This is a genomic window from Thermostichus sp. OS-CIW-29 (genome assembly GCF_054058195.1).
In genome coordinates, this window is sequence record NZ_JBSSAB010000015.1 from 22,203 (window position 1) to 37,206 (window position 15,004).

Here is a 15,004-nt window from a genome sequence, read left to right on the forward strand (position 1 = left end):
CCCAGGAATCCTCCGGCTCGGCTAGCAGGGAGTTAGCACTCTAAACTCCCGAGTGCCAATCTAGCTCAAAGACGGGAGCCTGAGCAAGATGGGCAGATCCGGAGTCACGTTTTGGCTGACAGGGGGGAGAGGGCTAGGAGTTGCCGCCGATCAGGATGTCGGGAAACTGGGCCTGGGCTTCGCTGATGGGGCGGTTGCGCCCGCCGTTTTGCCAGTAGTTGATGAGTTCGGTGGCTCGGTTAAGCAGCTCGATGCGATCCACTTCGCTGATCCAAGTTTTGCTTTCCAGCTCAGCCTTAAGCTGCTCCCAAGCGTCATCCCGCGGCCAGAAAAAGTAGTGGGTGAGGGGGCTGCGGTTTTTGGCCACCACCTGATCGACGGCAATAGCCAAATCGTTTTCCAACCAGAGGGCTTTTAGGGCGAACTTCGGCAAGGCTCTCTTCTCCTTATGGGCTACTCAACGGACGATCCGATCCTAACCAGGCAGCCTTTCATTCTGACATATGTCCTGTCCATCGGCGGGCCGAGAGCCGGAAGATGGATACGGGCTCAGCCCTGTCTGGGGGCAAAGGGCCCTAGATCACAGAGGGCTGTTTCCCCTTTCAGTACCAAGTCCCGCAGGATGGCGGCGCTGATCGGGGCCAGCAACACTCCATTGCGATAATGGCCGGTGGCAATGAGCAGATTGGCGTAGCCAGGAGCCCAACCCAGGATGGGGGCGCGCTGTCCCACTGGTCGAGGCCGATGGCCGGCCCAATGATCCAACAAAGTCGCTGCGGCCAAAGCCGGGCAGAGTCGGATGGCGCGGGCCAGCAGATCTTGTAGCGCCAGCAGCGTCGGCTCGGGATGAGGGGCCTGAAATTCCACTGTTGCCCCCACCCACAGGGATCCATCCCCCAGGGGAACCAGATGCAGATCCGCGTCGGTGACCACGGGCCCCAGGGGGATCCCGGGGGCTTTGACCCGCAGGGCCTGACCTTTGACCGCTTGCAGCGGCACCTGCAGCCCCAGCTCTTTGGCCAGAGGAGAGCTGCCCAGACCTGCCGCCAGGATGACGTGCCCTGCCGAGAGGGTGAGAGCGGGCGTGTAGACCGTTTGCAGGCGAAAGGGGGGATCCGAGCTGCGCTGAATCTTCTGGACAGGCTGGTGGAAGAAAAAGCGGGATCCCTTGCGTTGGGCTGCTTCCAAGAGAGCCTGGGTTAGGAGCTTGGGTTGGACTTGTCGATCCTGGGGAGAGTAGATGGCCGCCGCCAGGTCGCTGCGCAGGCCGGGCTGCAGGGATCCCACTTCGGCAAGGCTGAGCAGATCTAGGCGGTAACCTGCTTGTCGGCGGGCCACCAGGGTTTCTTGCCAAGCTTCCACTTCCTCCTCCCTGAGGAGTTTGAGAATGCCGCGCCGATTGACGGGCAAACTCCGGCCCAGGTCTTCCTCCAGCCGCGCGATTAGGGGATCGAACAGCTCCAGGCTTTTCAGGCGAAGCTGAACCGTCTCCCCACCCGCTTGCCGACTGGAAATGCCCACCAATACCCCCAGAGCTGCCCCTGTCGAGCCGGCGGCAGGATCCCCGGCATCGATCCCAACCACCGATAGGCCAGCCGCAGACAATTCGTAGGCGATGGCACAGCCCACCACCCCACAGCCGATCACCAGCACATCACAGTTCAACAGCCCAACCCTCAATGGAGATGCTTTTCGTAGTGATACTCCACAGAGTTGCTGCGATCGTGCAATTCACGAATTTCCGGCAGACGCACATAGCCGAGCCGCTCATAAACCCGATGAGCCGTCGTGAAGCGAGTATCTGTCCACAGATGCAGAGAGTCCGCCTGCTGCTGCCGAGCCGCAAATTCGGCCTGTTCAATCAAACGCCGACCCAAACCTCGACCCCGCACTGCGGGCAGGGTGTAGAGTTTTTTCAGCTCCATTCGCCCAGGGATCCCATCGGGCACAAGGCCGACACAGCCGACCACTTGATCCTGATGCTGCGCCACCCAAAGGGATCCCCCCATCTCCGCGAAAGCTGTGGCAGGCTGAAGCAACTCCGGCACCTCTTCGATGTCCAATACACAGCCTGGATACTCCGCAAAGACCACTTGCAAAATGTGGAGCAGAGCCGCACTGTCCGAGTTTTCCGCAGGACGGATGTCGATCTGCATCGAGCAGCGAAGAAAAAGAACGAGCAGCGAAGAAAAAGAAATCATCGTTAAGTAAAGCTTTCTCGATTGTACCTGGGCTTGCTCGAGGACTCTGTTTTCTCTGTTTCTCAGGGAGCAGAGGATCCCTGAGGTGAGCAGCTAAGATCACTGGCATCCCCACCCCCATCTGCCCATGGATACTGAACTGCTGGTTCCCGACGTTGCCGACCTTGTGACGGAGGACGATACCCCGGTGGATAATTTCGCCTCCGAAAAGCAGCAGCGCCTCTTGACAGGGGCTCTCTACAGCGCTTTGCGCGGCAAAACCTTTTTAGCAGCGGCAAATGTAGGCATCTACACCGCCATCGGTCGGCCCCCGATTGTGCCGGATGTTTTTCTCAGCCTGGACGTCACGGTGCCGGAGCAATGGTGGGAGAAGCAAAACCGTTGCTACCTGCTCTGGCAATTTGACAAGCCGCCGGATGTGGTGATCGAGATCGTCTCCAACCGCGAAGGCGACGAGCTGGAAGGCAAGCTGAGCCGTTATGAGCAGATGCGAGTTAGCTACTACGCGGTCTTCGATCCCAATCATGAGCTGGGGCCAGAGGAGTTGCGCATTTTCGAACTGCGGGGCCGCCACTACGCGGAAATGACCGAGACCTGGCTAGAACAGGTGGGGCTGGGCCTGACGGTGTGGGAAGGCGTTTTTGAGGGGAAACAAGCTCGCTGGCTGCGCTGGTGTGATGCCCAAGGGCAGTTGCTGCTGACCGGCGATGAACGGGCTGAGTTGGAGCGGGAACGGGCGGAGCAGGAACGTCAACGGGCGGAACAAGAACGCCAAAGAGCCGAACAAGAACGCCAACGGGCGGAACAGGAACGTCAACGGGCGGAGCGTCTGGCGGCAAGATTGCGGGCTTTGGGTGAGGATCCCGATTTGGAGAGCTGAAGCCCAGGGATCCCCTTCAGCACCCACCCTCCACTACACTCAGAGAGGGAACTGCTGCCGGAGTGGCAGGGATCGTTGGACTCACAGATGGGTTATCGCCGCCGGGATTGGTTGGCCTACTGGCTGCTCAAGTGGCTGGTGGTCAACCCCTTGTTTCGGGGACTGTATTTTGGGCGCACCTATGGGCAGGAAAACGTGCCTCGCCAGGGATCCCTCATCGTCGTCAGCAACCACGCCAGCCATTTGGATCCGCCGCTGGTGGCCAATGCGGTGCGCCGCCCGGTGGCCTTCATGGCCAAGGAAGAGCTGTTTCGGGTGCCGGGGCTGAAGCAGGTGATCCAGCTCTACGGCGCCTACCCGGTCAAAAGAGGCGGCTCTGACCGCGCTGCCCTGCGGGCCACGGAAGCAGCTTTGGCGCAGGGATGGGCGGTAGGGATCTTTTTGAATGGCACTCGTACCCCCGATGGCCGCATTCCTCAGCCCCACTTGGGAGCGGCCTTGGTTGCAGCCCGCACCCAAACGCCTCTGCTGCCTGTAGCCCTTTGGGGCACGGAAAAGGTCTTGCCCAAGGGATCCCGGTGGCCGCGTTTGTTCTGCCCCATCACGGTGCGCATTGGCAACCTGATTCTCCCCCCCGCTTCCAGCGATAAGGCCGATTTGCAGCGGGTGACGGCAGAGTGCGTGCAGGCTATCCATGCCCTTTTGGATCAGGGGCGCTGAGGGTATCTTGGGCTACCAGATACTCAACAACAGGGATCCCTCCCAAGATGTGCTTTTGAAGAATCTCCTCCACCACCTCCGGCGTGACCGAGTGGTACCAAAACCCACCGGGATAGACCAGCAGCACAGGGCCAGGAACAGCATAGTCGCATGCCCGCAGGCAGTTGGCTTTGGTGCGGTGTACCCGCAGGGATCCCCCGCTCCCGATTTCCAGGTTCAATTCCTTGATCCGCGATTTCAAATAGTCCCAGGCTTCCAATCCCACGGCTTTCTCACAACATTTGGGCTTGGTTTGATCTGCACAAAGGAACAAATGCCACTGGTAGGGCGGAATGGGAGCCGGCTGAGGCGCTTGGCCTGGGGATCCGGTTGTCGAGGAGGGATCCAGGATAGGGGAAGAAGCGACAGGACGCGACATAACAAGATGTTTGGGCTTGGCTACAGTTGCATTATCCCCTGTTCTCTAGGTTCTTACCGATGCTGGTGGATAACCCCAAGCAGCGACTGTTTCTTGCTCTGCTCCCCCCTCCAGCACTGCAAGAGCAGGTGACAGCCATCAAACAGCAGTTTGCCGAGCAATTTGCCAGCCAAGCGGCCCTGCGCTCGCCTCCCCACATCACTCTGGTGCCGCCGTTCGAGTGGCCCAGTTCCGATCTGCCGGCCTTGACGGGATCCCTAGAGGACTTTGCCAGGCGTCAGACCCCCGTCTCCATCCAGCTATCCGGCTTTGGGGCCTTCGCACCGCGCGTCATTTTTATCCATGTCGTGCCCTCCCCAGAACTGCAGCGGCTACAAGCTCAAGCCCATCATCACATGGGGATCCTTCTCAACCAGAAAGAAACGACCGCTCAAGCCCGTCCGTTCGTGCCCCACATGACCGTGGCCTTTCGAGATCTAACCCCCGCCCACTTTCGCGCCGCCTGGCCAGAGTTCAAGACGCGTTCTTTCCAGAGTGCGTTTGTAGCGTCAGCTTTGACGCTTCTCCTCCACGACGGCAAGCGCTGGCAGGTTTTTGCCCAGTTCTCGATGGGAGAATGATGGGGAAGCCAACCGAAGCAGCCTACTCCACCCAGTGAGCGGCCATGTATTCCGCCAAGTCCAACACCCGCTGGGAGTAGCCCCACTCGTTGTCGTACCAAGCCATGACCTTGACCAGATCCCCATCCAGCACACTGGTCATCTCCGCATCCACAATGGCCGAGCAGTCGTGGCCGCGGTAGTCGATGGAGACCAAGGGAATATCCGAGTAGGCGATGATCCCTTTCATCGTGGTTTCCGAGGCTTCCTTCAGGGCAGCGTTTACCTCCTCGGCAATCACGCGCCGCTCCGTCTGCACCACCAAGTCCACCAGAGACACATTGGGCGTGGGAACCCGTACCGCCACCCCATTCAGCTTGCCTTTCAGCTCCGGGATCACCAAAGCCACCGCCTTGGCAGCCCCCGTGGTGGTGGGCACCATACTCAACGCTGCTGCCCGCGCCCGCCGCAGGTCACGATGGCCCCCATCCAAAATCCGCTGGTCGCCGGTGTAGCTGTGGGTGGTGGTCATGGTGGCGCGAAGGACGCCGAACTTGTCCAGCAACACCTTGATGATCGGGGCAAGGCAGTTGGTGGTGCAGCTGGCGTTGCTTACAATGTTGTGCCGCAGCGGGTCGTAGGTGTGTTGATTAACACCGTAGACAAACGTGGGAATGTCTCCCCCCTTGGCCGGGGCGGTGATCACCACCTTTTTGGCCCCCGCTTCTATGTGCTTAGAGGCACCCTGGTAGTCGACAAAAACACCTGTAGCTTCAATAACAAGATCCACCTTCCACTCTTTCCAGGGCAGGTTGCTGGGGTTGCGGTCGGAAACGGCATAGATATGCTTGCCGTTCACCACCAAACCGTTTTCTGCAGGCTCAACGTCTGCTCCCTGCAACGGCCCAAGGATGGAATCGTACTTGAGCAGGTGGGCAGCCGTGCGAGCATCTGAGGTGTCGTTGATGGCAACAATGTCCAGGTTGGACTGGGAGCGACCCAGCCAACAGCGCAAAAAGTTGCGACCAATGCGACCAAACCCGTTGATGGCTACCCTAACCACTGCTCCTGACCTCGCTGCTTGAAATCTCTTGGGGGCTGCTGCTTAGCACATGATATCGCAACCCCTGAACATTCTGAAGACAAAATTTGGGATCCAAGGGGTTGTCTTCGTGGACGTTGACCTGCAAACCTATGCGGAGCAGGGATTGAGCCTCTTTCAAGCGGGGTAGCGCTGGTGCAGCAGAGCCATAGCCGAGGCTACATTTTCTACCCCTCGCTGCTCCAGAAGATCCGTGAACATACTATCCAGCCAGTAAAGGTGCTCGCTGATGATCTGGCTCCAGGCGCGGTAGAGTTTCACCTGGACTTCCAGAGGCAACAGGATCAGCCCCTCGTTGGAGAGGCGCAGGGTCTGCACCTCGGTTATGGTCACTGCCGTAAAGGAGCGCCGCCGTCCCGTCAGCAGAGAAAGTTCCCCAAACAAGCGCCCGGCGTGCAGCGTAGCCAGCCAATAATCTCCCGGATGTCGCACATATTGGCGACGCAGCTCCACCACTCCACTGAGGATCATGTACAGGTCACTGCTGGGATCCCCCTCTTGAAAGATCACCTGGCCAGGAGAGAAGCGGCTGGGCAACAGGGCTGCCGTCAGCGCCTTCCACTCGGCATCTTCCAAGGATTGGAAGAGCAAGTGCTCGCGAACACGCTCAAACGGATAACGGGGGCTGCTCATGATGTCGGTGGGCCAGAGGGGTACCTGAGGCCGGCTCCGTTTCATCCTACCGCTGCCGGCAGGGTATTGGGAGATGGGAGAGAGTTGTCCCCAAAGAGTATCTAAGATGCAATGGAAAAGGTAGGTCGCTCCCAGGGATCCCATGCAGCCTGGCTCAATTGTCCGCTGCCGCAACCGCGAGTGGGTGGTGCTCCCCGCTGATTCAGAAGAAATTGTGGTGCTGCGGCCCCTCACCGGCACCCCAGAAGATGCGGTTTGCATTCACCGACACCTGATGAACCTTGTGGGCGGCACCTTGCCCTTCGAGCGAGTGGAGCCTACCGCCTTTCCTTGGCCCTCTGGGGATCATCCTGCCGATGCCACCAGTACCCTTCTCCTCTGGCAGGCGGCCCGGCTGATTTTACGGGAGGGCGCAACTCCCTTTCGCTCTCTGGGGCGCCTCTCGATTCGGCCACGGGTATACCAGTTTGTGCCCTTGCTCATGGCGCTGCGCCTCGATCCGGTGCGGCTATTGATTGCCGACGACGTAGGGGTGGGCAAGACCATCGAGGCGCTGCTGATAGCCAGGGAGCTTTGGGATCGCGGCGAGATCCGACGCCTTTGTGTCCTGTGCCCTCCCTATTTGTGCGAGCAGTGGGCCAGCGAGCTGGCCGAGAAGTTTAACCTGGAGCCAGTGGTCATCCGCTCGGGAACGGTGGGGCAATTGGAGCGAAAAACCCCTGTTGGGCGCAGCCTCTACGAGCACTTTCCTGTCCAGGTGGCCAGCATTGACTTCGTCAAGACCGAGCGCAACCGCCACCCATTTCTGCAATTTTGTCCTGAGCTGGTCATTGCCGACGAAGTCCATGGGGCAGCGGCGGCCCATGGCAAAAACCAGCAGGAGCGCCACAGTCTGCTCAAAGCGGTGGCCCAAAACCCCAACCGCCACCTGATCCTGCTGACGGCAACTCCCCACAGCGGTGTCGAAGAGGCCTTCCGCTCGCTGCTGGGGCTGCTGCGGCCCGAGTTCGAGACATGGGATCTCCAGGATCTCAACGAAGACCAACGCGTCCAGCTAGCCCGTCATTTTGTCCAGCGCACGCGGCGAGATATTCGGGAAACTTGGCAGGAGCTCACCTGTTTTCCAACCCGGGAAGCTGAAGATGAAACTTACACCCTTTCTGAGGGGCAGCGCAAGCTGTTCGAGGACACCTATGGGTTTTGCTCGGAATTGGTGTGCACAGGGCAGCAACTAGAGAAGCGCCAGCAGCGAGTGCGCTACTGGGGAGCGCTGGCCCTTTTGCGCTGCGTAATGTCCAGCCCGGCGGCAGCAGTAGCGGCATTGCACAATCGCAGCGGAGCAACCCTGGAGGCAGAAGAAGAGGTTGAGGCAGAACTGAGCCGCTGGGTGTTCGAGTCGGCAGAAGAGCGTACCGACGATGAGCTGCCAACGCCAGCTCTTGAAGCCGCAGACCCAACCCTGCCGGATAGCGACCGCCGCCGGTTGCAGGCCCTGGCCCGTCTGGCCAAACAGCTCCAGGGCCCAGAGCACGACACCAAACTGGCGCGGGCCATCGAGCTGGTGAAAAAGTTGCTTCAGGAAGGTTTTCATCCCATCCTCTGGTGCCGCTACGTTGCCACTGCGGAGTATCTGGACAGTTACCTTCGGCAACAGCTGGGATCCCCAGCCCAAGTAGCCTGTGTAACGGGCAGGATGGGAGACGAGGAGCGGGAGGCCAAGATCGCGAACCTGGAAGTTGACCGACCACGGGTGCTGGTGGCCACCGACTGCCTCTCGGAAGGGATCAACCTGCAGGAAAAGTTTACAGCCGTCATCCACTACGACCTGCCCTGGAACCCCAATCGGCTGGAGCAGCGGGAGGGCCGGGTGGATCGCTACGGCCAAAAGGCCAGCCGGGTCAAGGTCATCCGCTTTTTTGGCCGCGACAACCCCGTAGATGGCGTGGTACTGGAGGTGTTGCTCAACAAAGCGCGGGAGATCCACCGCACCCTGGGCACCCACGTGCCTGTGCCGGAGGCTAGCGAAAGCGTTACCCAGGCTGTGCTCGAAGCCCTCTTCCTGCGCAAGGGACACTGGTCCGCCGAGCGCCAGCTAACCCTCGATCTTGGCGTGCCGGAAGTGGATGAGTTTCACCGGCGCTGGGATCGCTCTGTCGAACAGGAGCGGCGCAACCGCACCCGTTTTGCCCAGCGGGCCCTCAAGCCTGAGGCAGTGCAGCGGGAGCTGGAGGCCACCGATGCCGTGCTAGGGGATCCCGAAGCTGTGCGCGAATTCTTCCTGGCTGCCGCCCAGCGCCTCAACCTAGCCATAACCCCAGGGAAGCGGTCGGGGGTCTACCAGGTTAGCGTCGGCTCCGAAGCCACTGCCACCTTGCCGGAAGCCATTCGCCTGGCCCTGCCCTCTCCCAAAGGCGGGCGTTGGCTAATCAGCTTCGACTCGCCCACGCCCGAAGGTGCCGAATACATTGGCCGCAACCACCGCGTCGTGGTTGCCCTGGCCCAGTTTTTGCTGGAGGAAGCCCTCGACAACCCAGAGAAAGGGGATGCTGTCGTCTCCCGCTGCGGCGCTCTACGCACCCGAGCGGTAGTTGATCTTACAACTCTACTGCTGCTGCGGGTGCGCTACCTGGTGGAGCAACCCCAGGGGCAGCCTCTCTTGGCGGAAGAGGTGCTGGTGCTAGGCGGTGTTGGCCTGGAGAGCGGCGAGGCCCGCTGGCTGGAGACGGGCGCAGCTCTCCAACTGCTGGCCACGGCCAAGCCGGATGAGAACCTACCGCTAGCGGAAAAGCGGGAGCTGGTTCAGCATCTCCTGGCCTGTCTCGGCCCGTGGCAGGAGACAGAGGAAAACTGGGGAAGGGATCACCGGCTGCAGCAGGCGGCGCGGGAGCGGATTTTGCAGCGTGCTGCTGAGCTGGAGGCTGCCCATAGGCGCATCCGCCAAGCCGTGTCCCTACAGGGGCGGGGGCTGAAGGTGAAGCCGCAGCTTCCCCCCGATCTTTTAGGACTCCTTGTTCTCCAACCGGTGGTTTGCCGATGAGCGAGTTTTCTGGGGTACGCATCGAAGGAGGCCTGTTGGGGCCCGATATTCTCGAAAAGCTGCTGGCAGGGGATCTGCCAGGACAGAAGCCAGAAGACTTCGGCTTTAACAGCAAGCGCGGCCCAGTCGAAGAGATTGCCGCGGTCTTTGCCGATTGTCGAAAGTACTGGGAGGCCTTCCAGAGCCGCCTGCAGCGCCTGCCCGAAAGCGATCTCGCCACCAGCATCACCCGCGATGCCTGGGCGATCCCCTTCTTCAGTTTGCTGGGGATCGAGGTGCGCTATCAACCGCGCGCCTGCGAGGTGGACGGAATGAACTTCCCCATCTCGCATCGCATGGGCGAGGCGGAAGACGCGCCACCGGTGCACATCGTCGGCGCGCGCCAGGAGCTGGGCCGCGTGCCGGCTTCTGGCCGGCCTCGCCTGGCACCCCACTCGCTGCTGCAGGAGTATCTCAACCGCAGCGAGCACCTCTGGGGCATTGTTACCAACGGATTGACCCTGCGCCTCCTGCGGGACTCCACCTATGTGCGTCGGCAGGCCTATGTGGAGTTTGACCTGAAGCAGATCCTAGAGGAGCAGCGGTTTAACGACTTTGCCATCCTCTTTCGGCTGCTGCACCGCAGCCGCTTGCCCCAAACGGCAGAGCTAGCAGGGGATTGTCTGCTGGAAAAGTACTACCAACAGGCCCTGGAGCAGGGTGGCCGGGTACGGGAACGGCTGCGGGAGGGGGTTGAGGAGTGCATCAGGTTGCTGGCAAATGGGTTCCTGGCCCATCCCAAGAACCAGAGGCTGAGAGCGCGGCTCTTGTCGGATCCCAGGGAGCTCTACCGCCAACTGCTGCGCTTGGTCTACCGGTTCCTGTTCCTCTTGGTTTCCGAAGAGCGGGGGTTGATGAGCAGCGCGGCGCTCTATCGCGAGCACTACAGCGTGACGCGGCTGCGGCGGTTTTTGGATCGGCAAAGTGCCCAAGACGAACACGAGGATCTCTGGTGCAGCTTGCGGGTGCTCTGGAGGGTGCTTTCCCAAGAGGAGCTGGCGGAGCTGCTGGGGGCTGCTCCTCTCAACGGAGAGCTGTTTGCCCCTCTGGAGCTGGATGAGTGCAGCCTGAGCAACCGGGATCTGCTGCAAGCCTTTTCGCACCTAGCCTACTACCGAGAAAACCCCACCTCTCCCCTTCGGCGGGTCAACTACGCGGCGCTGGATGTAGAAGAACTGGGATCCGTCTACGAAAGCTTGCTCGACTACCAGCCTCAGATTGTAACTGGGCAAGGGGCGCCTCGCTTTGAGTTGAGCTACGGCTCAGAGCGCAAGAGCACAGGCTCCTACTACACCCCGCCGGAGCTAGTGGCCGAACTCATCCGCTCGGCGCTGGAGCCAGTGATCGAAGAACGGCTGAAAGCCGCTCGCCCACCTGAGGAAAAAGAGCAAGCGATTTTGTCCATCCGTGTGTGTGATCCCGCCTGCGGATCCGGTCACTTCCTGCTTGCTGCCGCCCGCAGGTTGGGCAAGGAACTGGCAAAGATCCGCACCGGCGAAGAGGAACCCGCCCCCGAGCGTGTCCGCGAGGCCATCCGCGATGTGGTGGCGCACTGCATCTACGGCGTGGACAAAAACCCGCTGGCGGTGGAACTCTGCCGCGTGGCCCTGTGGCTGGAGGCCCACTGCGCCGGCAAGCCCCTCACCTTCCTGGATCACCACATCAAGTGCGGCGATTCGCTGGTGGGTGTCTTGGATTTGGCGATTTTGGAAAAGGGCATCCCCGATGAAGCCTTTACCCCGGTTAGCGCTGACTCCAAGGAGGCTGCCCGCTCGCTAAAGCAGCGCAATCGCACCGAGTGCCAGAGTTTGCAAACAGGGCAGCTTTCCCTTACTTTTGACACTGACCAGGTGGTGGCTGAGCTTAGCCAGGAGCGACAGAAGCTAGAAGCCATTCCAGACAACTCCCCGGCAGAGGTTAGCCGCAAGCAGCAGCTCTACAGCCGCTACTGCCAAGACCCGCAACACCAAAAGCTAGTGGAAGCCTGCAACCTGTGGACAGCCGCTTTTTTCCAGCCCTTGATCCCTGACTTCTCTAGGGCCATTACCACCCAAGCCGTGGCTGATCGACTGCAGGAGAGAACCCCCTCCCAGGCCCTTGCCACTGCTCAGGCCGTCGCTGTCGAGAATCGGTTTTTCCACTGGCCGCTGGAGTTTCCAGAGGTGTTTGAAAGTGGCGGCTTCGATGTCATCCTCGGCAATCCACCCTGGGAACGCATCAAGTTGCAGGAAGAAGAGTTCTTTGCCAGCCGCAATACCGCCATTGCTCGGGCTCCGAATGCCGCCGCCCGTAAACGGCTGATCGCCGACCTACCCAAGACCAACCCCGCCCTCTGGCACGACTACCAGCGTGCCCTGCACGGCGCCGAAAGCACCAGCCGCTTTTTACGGGGCAGTGGTCAATATCCCCTCACCGGCCGCGGCGACATCAACACCTATTCCGTCTTTGCCGAGCGCGTGCGTAACCTGCTCAGCCCCCGCGGACGGGCCGGCATCATCATTCCTACCGGCATTGCCACCGACGCCACCAATCAGTTCTTCTTCGCCGATCTGGTGGAAAAAGGGCAACTGCTCAGCCTGTTCGACTTTGACAATCGTGAAAAGTTATTTCCGTCGGTTATTTCACTAATGAAGTTTTGCTTGCTCACGATCTGCGGGACAGGCGATCCAAAACGACAGATTCATTTCGCATTTTTCTGCCACCGTCCTGAAGATATACGGAATCCGTTGAAACTTTTGCCTCTGGCACCACACGACTTAGCCGTCATCAACCCCAACACCCGCACCCTGCCCGTCTTCCGCACTCGCCAGGATGCCGACCTGACCCGCGCCATCTATCAGCGCGTGCCGGTACTGGTGAACGAACGCACGGGTGAAAACCCTTGGGACGTGCGCTTCATGGCGATGTTCCACATGTCCAACGACTCGCACCTCTTCCGCACCCGTGCAGAGCTGGAAAAGCAAGGTTACCGGCTGGTGGGGAATGTGTTTGTGCCCTCACCCCCTAGCCCCTTCTCCCACACGGCGGGAGAGGGGGGAAGGATCGCAGCCCCCGACCTCTCTTCTCGCGCTGCGGGAGAAGGAGGGTACGAATTACCCAAGGCCAGCCGGGAACTGATTGCCAGGGCGCGGCAGTTGCGTCGCGAGGCGACGACCGCCGAAAGCCTGCTCTGGGAATTGTTGCGTGACCGTCGGCTGCTAGGCCGAAAATTCCGGCGTCAACATCCGATTGGACAATTCATCGCCGACTTCTTCTGTGACGATGCCCGCCTGATCATTGAGATAGATGGCGCCGTGCACCGTGAACCCACTCAGCAGGAACGCGACCGTTTGCGGGAGGAAATCCTGCGCGAACATGGCTTTGCCATTCTGCGCTTTACCAATGAGCAGATATTCGACCGCACAGAACAAGTCCTCCAAGAAATTGCTGCCTATGTCACTGCCCATTCCTACGAGCATCCTTCTCCCCTCTCCCAAAGCCTGGGGAGAGGGGCCGGGGGTGAGGGCTACCTCCCCCTCTACGAAGCCAAGATGATCTGGCACTATGACCACCGCTACGGCACCTATGAGGGCGTGCGCGACCGCTCCAGCACCCAACTGCCCACGCCTGATGAGCACCAGCACGCCGACCCGCACTTCGTCGTCCAGCCCTGGTACTGGGTATCTGCGGAAGAAGTCAAAGCCCGCCTGGGCGAGTGGCAGCGCGGCTGGCTGCTGGGGTTTCGCGATGTGGCAAGGTCTACTGACGAGCGCACCGCCATCTTCAGCCTGCTGCCCAGGGTGGGGGCGGGACATAAAGCACCCCTTATCTTCTCTGAATCCCAATCTGCTGTGCTTGTTACAGCATGGTTGGCAAATTTCAGCAGTCTGGTCTTGGATTTTGTCACTCGCCAGAAAATTGGCGGTACTTCGCTTGGATTCTTCATCCTCCGCCAACTCCCCGTCCTGCCGCCCTCCGTCTACACCGCCGAAGATTTGCGCTTCATCGTCCCGCGCGTGCTGAAGCTGGTCTACACCTCCTGGGACATGAAACCCTTCGCCGACGACGTATGGCGAGAGGCAGACGAAGGATTGCGGGCTGTGATTAGACCTCACCCCCCGACCCCCTCGCCCGCAGCACTGGGTGAGGGCTTCCCCTTCCCGTCGTTCACCTGGAACGAGGAACGCCGCGCCATCCTCCGCGCTGAACTGGATGCGTACTACGCCCGGCTCTACGGCCTCACCCGCAAGCAACTGCGCTACATCCTCGACCCGGCAGACCTCACCGAATGCGAACTGGAAGACATACTCGACCCGCGGGAAGAGGTGGCAGACCCGCTCGACCCGGCTGGCTACGCTACCCGCGCTGCCGCTAGCACCTTCCCCGGCGAAACCTTTCGCGTGCTGAAGGAGAAGGAGATACGTCAATACGGCGAATACCGCACCCGGCGGCTGGTACTGGAGGCGTGGGAGAAGCTGGCGCAGCACTCAATAAAAGCTTAGAATACACATAGATCTGCATTTCTATACACACAAGTGGCTCCTCATGCGCACCAACATCGTCCTGGATGACGACCTGATCGAGCGTGCCCGCCAGGTAACCGGCCTCAAGACCAAGCGCGAGGTGATTCACGAAGCGCTGCGTGTCCTGATTCGCCTACACGAGCAAGCTGAGATCCGCAACTTACGCGGCAAGTTGAAATGGGAGGGCAATTTGCATCAGCAACGCCTGTCGTGCCTGCAGGACTGAGGATGATCCTGGTGGACAGCACCATCTGGATTGATTACTTCAACGGCATTTCATCGCTTCACACCGACTATCTGGATTGGGCCCTGGATCAAACTCTTATCCTGGTGGGCGACTTGATTTTGGCAGAAGTCTTGCAGGGCTTTCGCAAAGATGCCGATTTCGAGCAGGCTCGCTGTGCTCTGGTGAAATTGCATCAGGTGCAAATGGTTAACCCCTCCCTGGCGGTGAAAAGTGCGCAGAACTTTCGCTTGTTGCGTCGCAAAGGCGTGACGGTGCGCAAAACAATAGACAGTTTGATTGCCACTTGGTGCATTGAGAACAATGTTCCGCTCCTCCACCACGACAGTGACTTCGATGGCTACGAGGCGCATCTAGGATTGCGGGTTATTCGTCCATGAGGCAGAGGTGGCCTTCTGCAGACCAGTTTTCTCTTGACATACCCCCTGCCTAAAGGCAAGGGATTCTGGTTCCTGCATTCGGAGAACGCTGCAGCCGTCGGCGGGTACTGGAGGTGTGGGGGAAGCTGGCGCATTGCCGATCCCACTTCGGAGATATCTTTTTGCCGTTCAGCGGGCCGTAGATCTTGGTGGGTGCGGTTTCAAACACCACTTGCGGCATCTTCAAGCTAGGCTTGAGCTAACCAAGCG

The 15,004-nt window shown here is 60.1% G+C and carries 12 protein-coding genes and 1 pseudogene; 7 read left to right on the top strand and 6 right to left on the bottom strand.

Features of this window, described 5'->3' with window-relative positions:
• Positions 1 to 133: 133 nt before the first annotated feature.
• The 3 genes and pseudogenes from ACVWZJ_RS07130 to ACVWZJ_RS07140 all read right to left on the bottom strand — a co-directional run.
• Positions 134 to 436, bottom strand: a pseudogene (locus ACVWZJ_RS07130) (30S ribosomal protein PSRP-3); the annotation flags it as partial.
• Positions 437 to 549: 113 nt separating this feature from the next.
• Positions 550 to 1,665 (bottom strand): NAD(P)/FAD-dependent oxidoreductase, encoded by a 1,116-nt coding sequence (locus ACVWZJ_RS07135; RefSeq protein ID WP_071818196.1) that lies wholly within the window; start codon positions 1,663 to 1,665, stop codon positions 550 to 552.
• Positions 1,666 to 1,676: 11 nt separating this feature from the next.
• A complete protein-coding gene (locus tag ACVWZJ_RS07140; RefSeq protein ID WP_041437363.1) occupies positions 1,677 to 2,156 on the bottom strand; it encodes a GNAT family N-acetyltransferase in 480 nt (159 codons plus the stop codon).
• 172 nt (positions 2,157 to 2,328) lie between these two features.
• Here ACVWZJ_RS07140 and ACVWZJ_RS07145 point away from each other — a divergent pair, with 172 nt between their 5' ends.
• Complete coding sequence (locus ACVWZJ_RS07145) at positions 2,329 to 3,081, top strand: Uma2 family endonuclease (protein WP_011433311.1); 753 nt, start codon at positions 2,329 to 2,331, stop codon at positions 3,079 to 3,081.
• A gap of 87 nt (positions 3,082 to 3,168) precedes the next feature.
• Positions 3,169 to 3,801, top strand: a complete 633-nt coding sequence (locus ACVWZJ_RS07150; RefSeq protein WP_011433310.1) for a lysophospholipid acyltransferase family protein — start codon at positions 3,169 to 3,171, stop codon at positions 3,799 to 3,801.
• Here the strand turns inward: ACVWZJ_RS07150 and ACVWZJ_RS07155 are convergent.
• Positions 3,770 to 4,219 carry a (2Fe-2S) ferredoxin domain-containing protein gene (locus tag ACVWZJ_RS07155; protein WP_011433309.1) on the bottom strand — a complete coding sequence of 150 codons (450 nt, stop codon included), beginning with the start codon at positions 4,217 to 4,219 and terminating at the stop codon, positions 3,770 to 3,772. The genes ACVWZJ_RS07150 and ACVWZJ_RS07155 overlap by 32 nt on opposite strands.
• A 59-nt stretch (positions 4,220 to 4,278) precedes the next feature.
• Here ACVWZJ_RS07155 and ACVWZJ_RS07160 point away from each other — a divergent pair, with 59 nt between their 5' ends.
• A complete protein-coding gene (locus tag ACVWZJ_RS07160) occupies positions 4,279 to 4,839 on the top strand; it encodes a 2'-5' RNA ligase family protein (RefSeq protein ID WP_457395528.1) in 561 nt (186 codons plus the stop codon).
• 22 nt (positions 4,840 to 4,861) lie between these two features.
• Here the strand turns inward: ACVWZJ_RS07160 and gap are convergent, their stop codons facing one another.
• Both gap and ACVWZJ_RS07170 read right to left on the bottom strand, forming a co-directional pair.
• Positions 4,862 to 5,881, bottom strand: coding sequence for a type I glyceraldehyde-3-phosphate dehydrogenase (gap, locus tag ACVWZJ_RS07165; RefSeq protein WP_457395531.1), 1,020 nt, complete (start codon positions 5,879 to 5,881; stop codon positions 4,862 to 4,864).
• 156 nt (positions 5,882 to 6,037) lie between these two features.
• Entirely contained in the window at positions 6,038 to 6,598 is a 561-nt protein-coding gene (locus tag ACVWZJ_RS07170; protein ID WP_414342364.1) for a Crp/Fnr family transcriptional regulator, read from the bottom strand.
• A gap of 97 nt (positions 6,599 to 6,695) precedes the next feature.
• On the opposite strand from ACVWZJ_RS07170, the gene ACVWZJ_RS07175 reads away from it, so the two are divergent.
• Genes ACVWZJ_RS07175 through vapC form a run of 4 tightly spaced genes read left to right on the top strand, consistent with a single transcriptional unit; the run spans position 6,696 to position 14,755 of the window.
• On the top strand, positions 6,696 to 9,590 hold the full coding sequence (locus ACVWZJ_RS07175) for a helicase-related protein (RefSeq protein ID WP_457395534.1): 2,895 nt from the start codon (positions 6,696 to 6,698) through the stop codon (positions 9,588 to 9,590).
• Complete coding sequence (locus ACVWZJ_RS07180) at positions 9,587 to 14,110, top strand: DUF559 domain-containing protein (protein ID WP_457395537.1); 4,524 nt, start codon at positions 9,587 to 9,589, stop codon at positions 14,108 to 14,110. The genes ACVWZJ_RS07175 and ACVWZJ_RS07180 overlap by 4 nt, the downstream gene beginning before the upstream one ends.
• Before the next feature lie 43 nt (positions 14,111 to 14,153).
• Positions 14,154 to 14,357, top strand: coding sequence for a type II toxin-antitoxin system VapB family antitoxin (locus ACVWZJ_RS07185; protein WP_414418939.1), 204 nt, complete (start codon positions 14,154 to 14,156; stop codon positions 14,355 to 14,357).
• A gap of 2 nt (positions 14,358 to 14,359) precedes the next feature.
• Positions 14,360 to 14,755 carry a type II toxin-antitoxin system VapC family toxin gene (vapC, locus tag ACVWZJ_RS07190; RefSeq protein WP_011433301.1) on the top strand — a complete coding sequence of 132 codons (396 nt, stop codon included), beginning with the start codon at positions 14,360 to 14,362 and terminating at the stop codon, positions 14,753 to 14,755.
• Positions 14,756 to 15,004: the final 249 nt, after the last annotated feature.

What these genes read in the sequence shown, in the direction of transcription:
- ACVWZJ_RS07140 (WP_041437363.1), bottom strand. Translation starts at nt 2,156, where the DNA reads ATGCAGATCGACATCCGTCCTGCGGAAAACTCGGACAGTGCGGCTCTG.
- ACVWZJ_RS07145 (WP_011433311.1), top strand. Translation starts at nt 2,329, where the DNA reads ATGGATACTGAACTGCTGGTTCCCGACGTTGCCGACCTTGTGACGGAG.
- ACVWZJ_RS07150 (WP_011433310.1), top strand. Translation starts at nt 3,169, where the DNA reads ATGGGTTATCGCCGCCGGGATTGGTTGGCCTACTGGCTGCTCAAGTGG.
- ACVWZJ_RS07155 (WP_011433309.1), bottom strand. Translation starts at nt 4,219, where the DNA reads ATGTCGCGTCCTGTCGCTTCTTCCCCTATCCTGGATCCCTCCTCGACA.
- ACVWZJ_RS07160 (WP_457395528.1), top strand. Translation starts at nt 4,279, where the DNA reads ATGCTGGTGGATAACCCCAAGCAGCGACTGTTTCTTGCTCTGCTCCCC.
- ACVWZJ_RS07170 (WP_414342364.1), bottom strand. Translation starts at nt 6,598, where the DNA reads ATGAAACGGAGCCGGCCTCAGGTACCCCTCTGGCCCACCGACATCATG.
- ACVWZJ_RS07175 (WP_457395534.1), top strand. Translation starts at nt 6,696, where the DNA reads ATGCAGCCTGGCTCAATTGTCCGCTGCCGCAACCGCGAGTGGGTGGTG.
- ACVWZJ_RS07180 (WP_457395537.1), top strand. Translation starts at nt 9,587, where the DNA reads ATGAGCGAGTTTTCTGGGGTACGCATCGAAGGAGGCCTGTTGGGGCCC.
- ACVWZJ_RS07185 (WP_414418939.1), top strand. Translation starts at nt 14,154, where the DNA reads ATGCGCACCAACATCGTCCTGGATGACGACCTGATCGAGCGTGCCCGC.
- vapC (WP_011433301.1), top strand. Translation starts at nt 14,360, where the DNA reads ATGATCCTGGTGGACAGCACCATCTGGATTGATTACTTCAACGGCATT.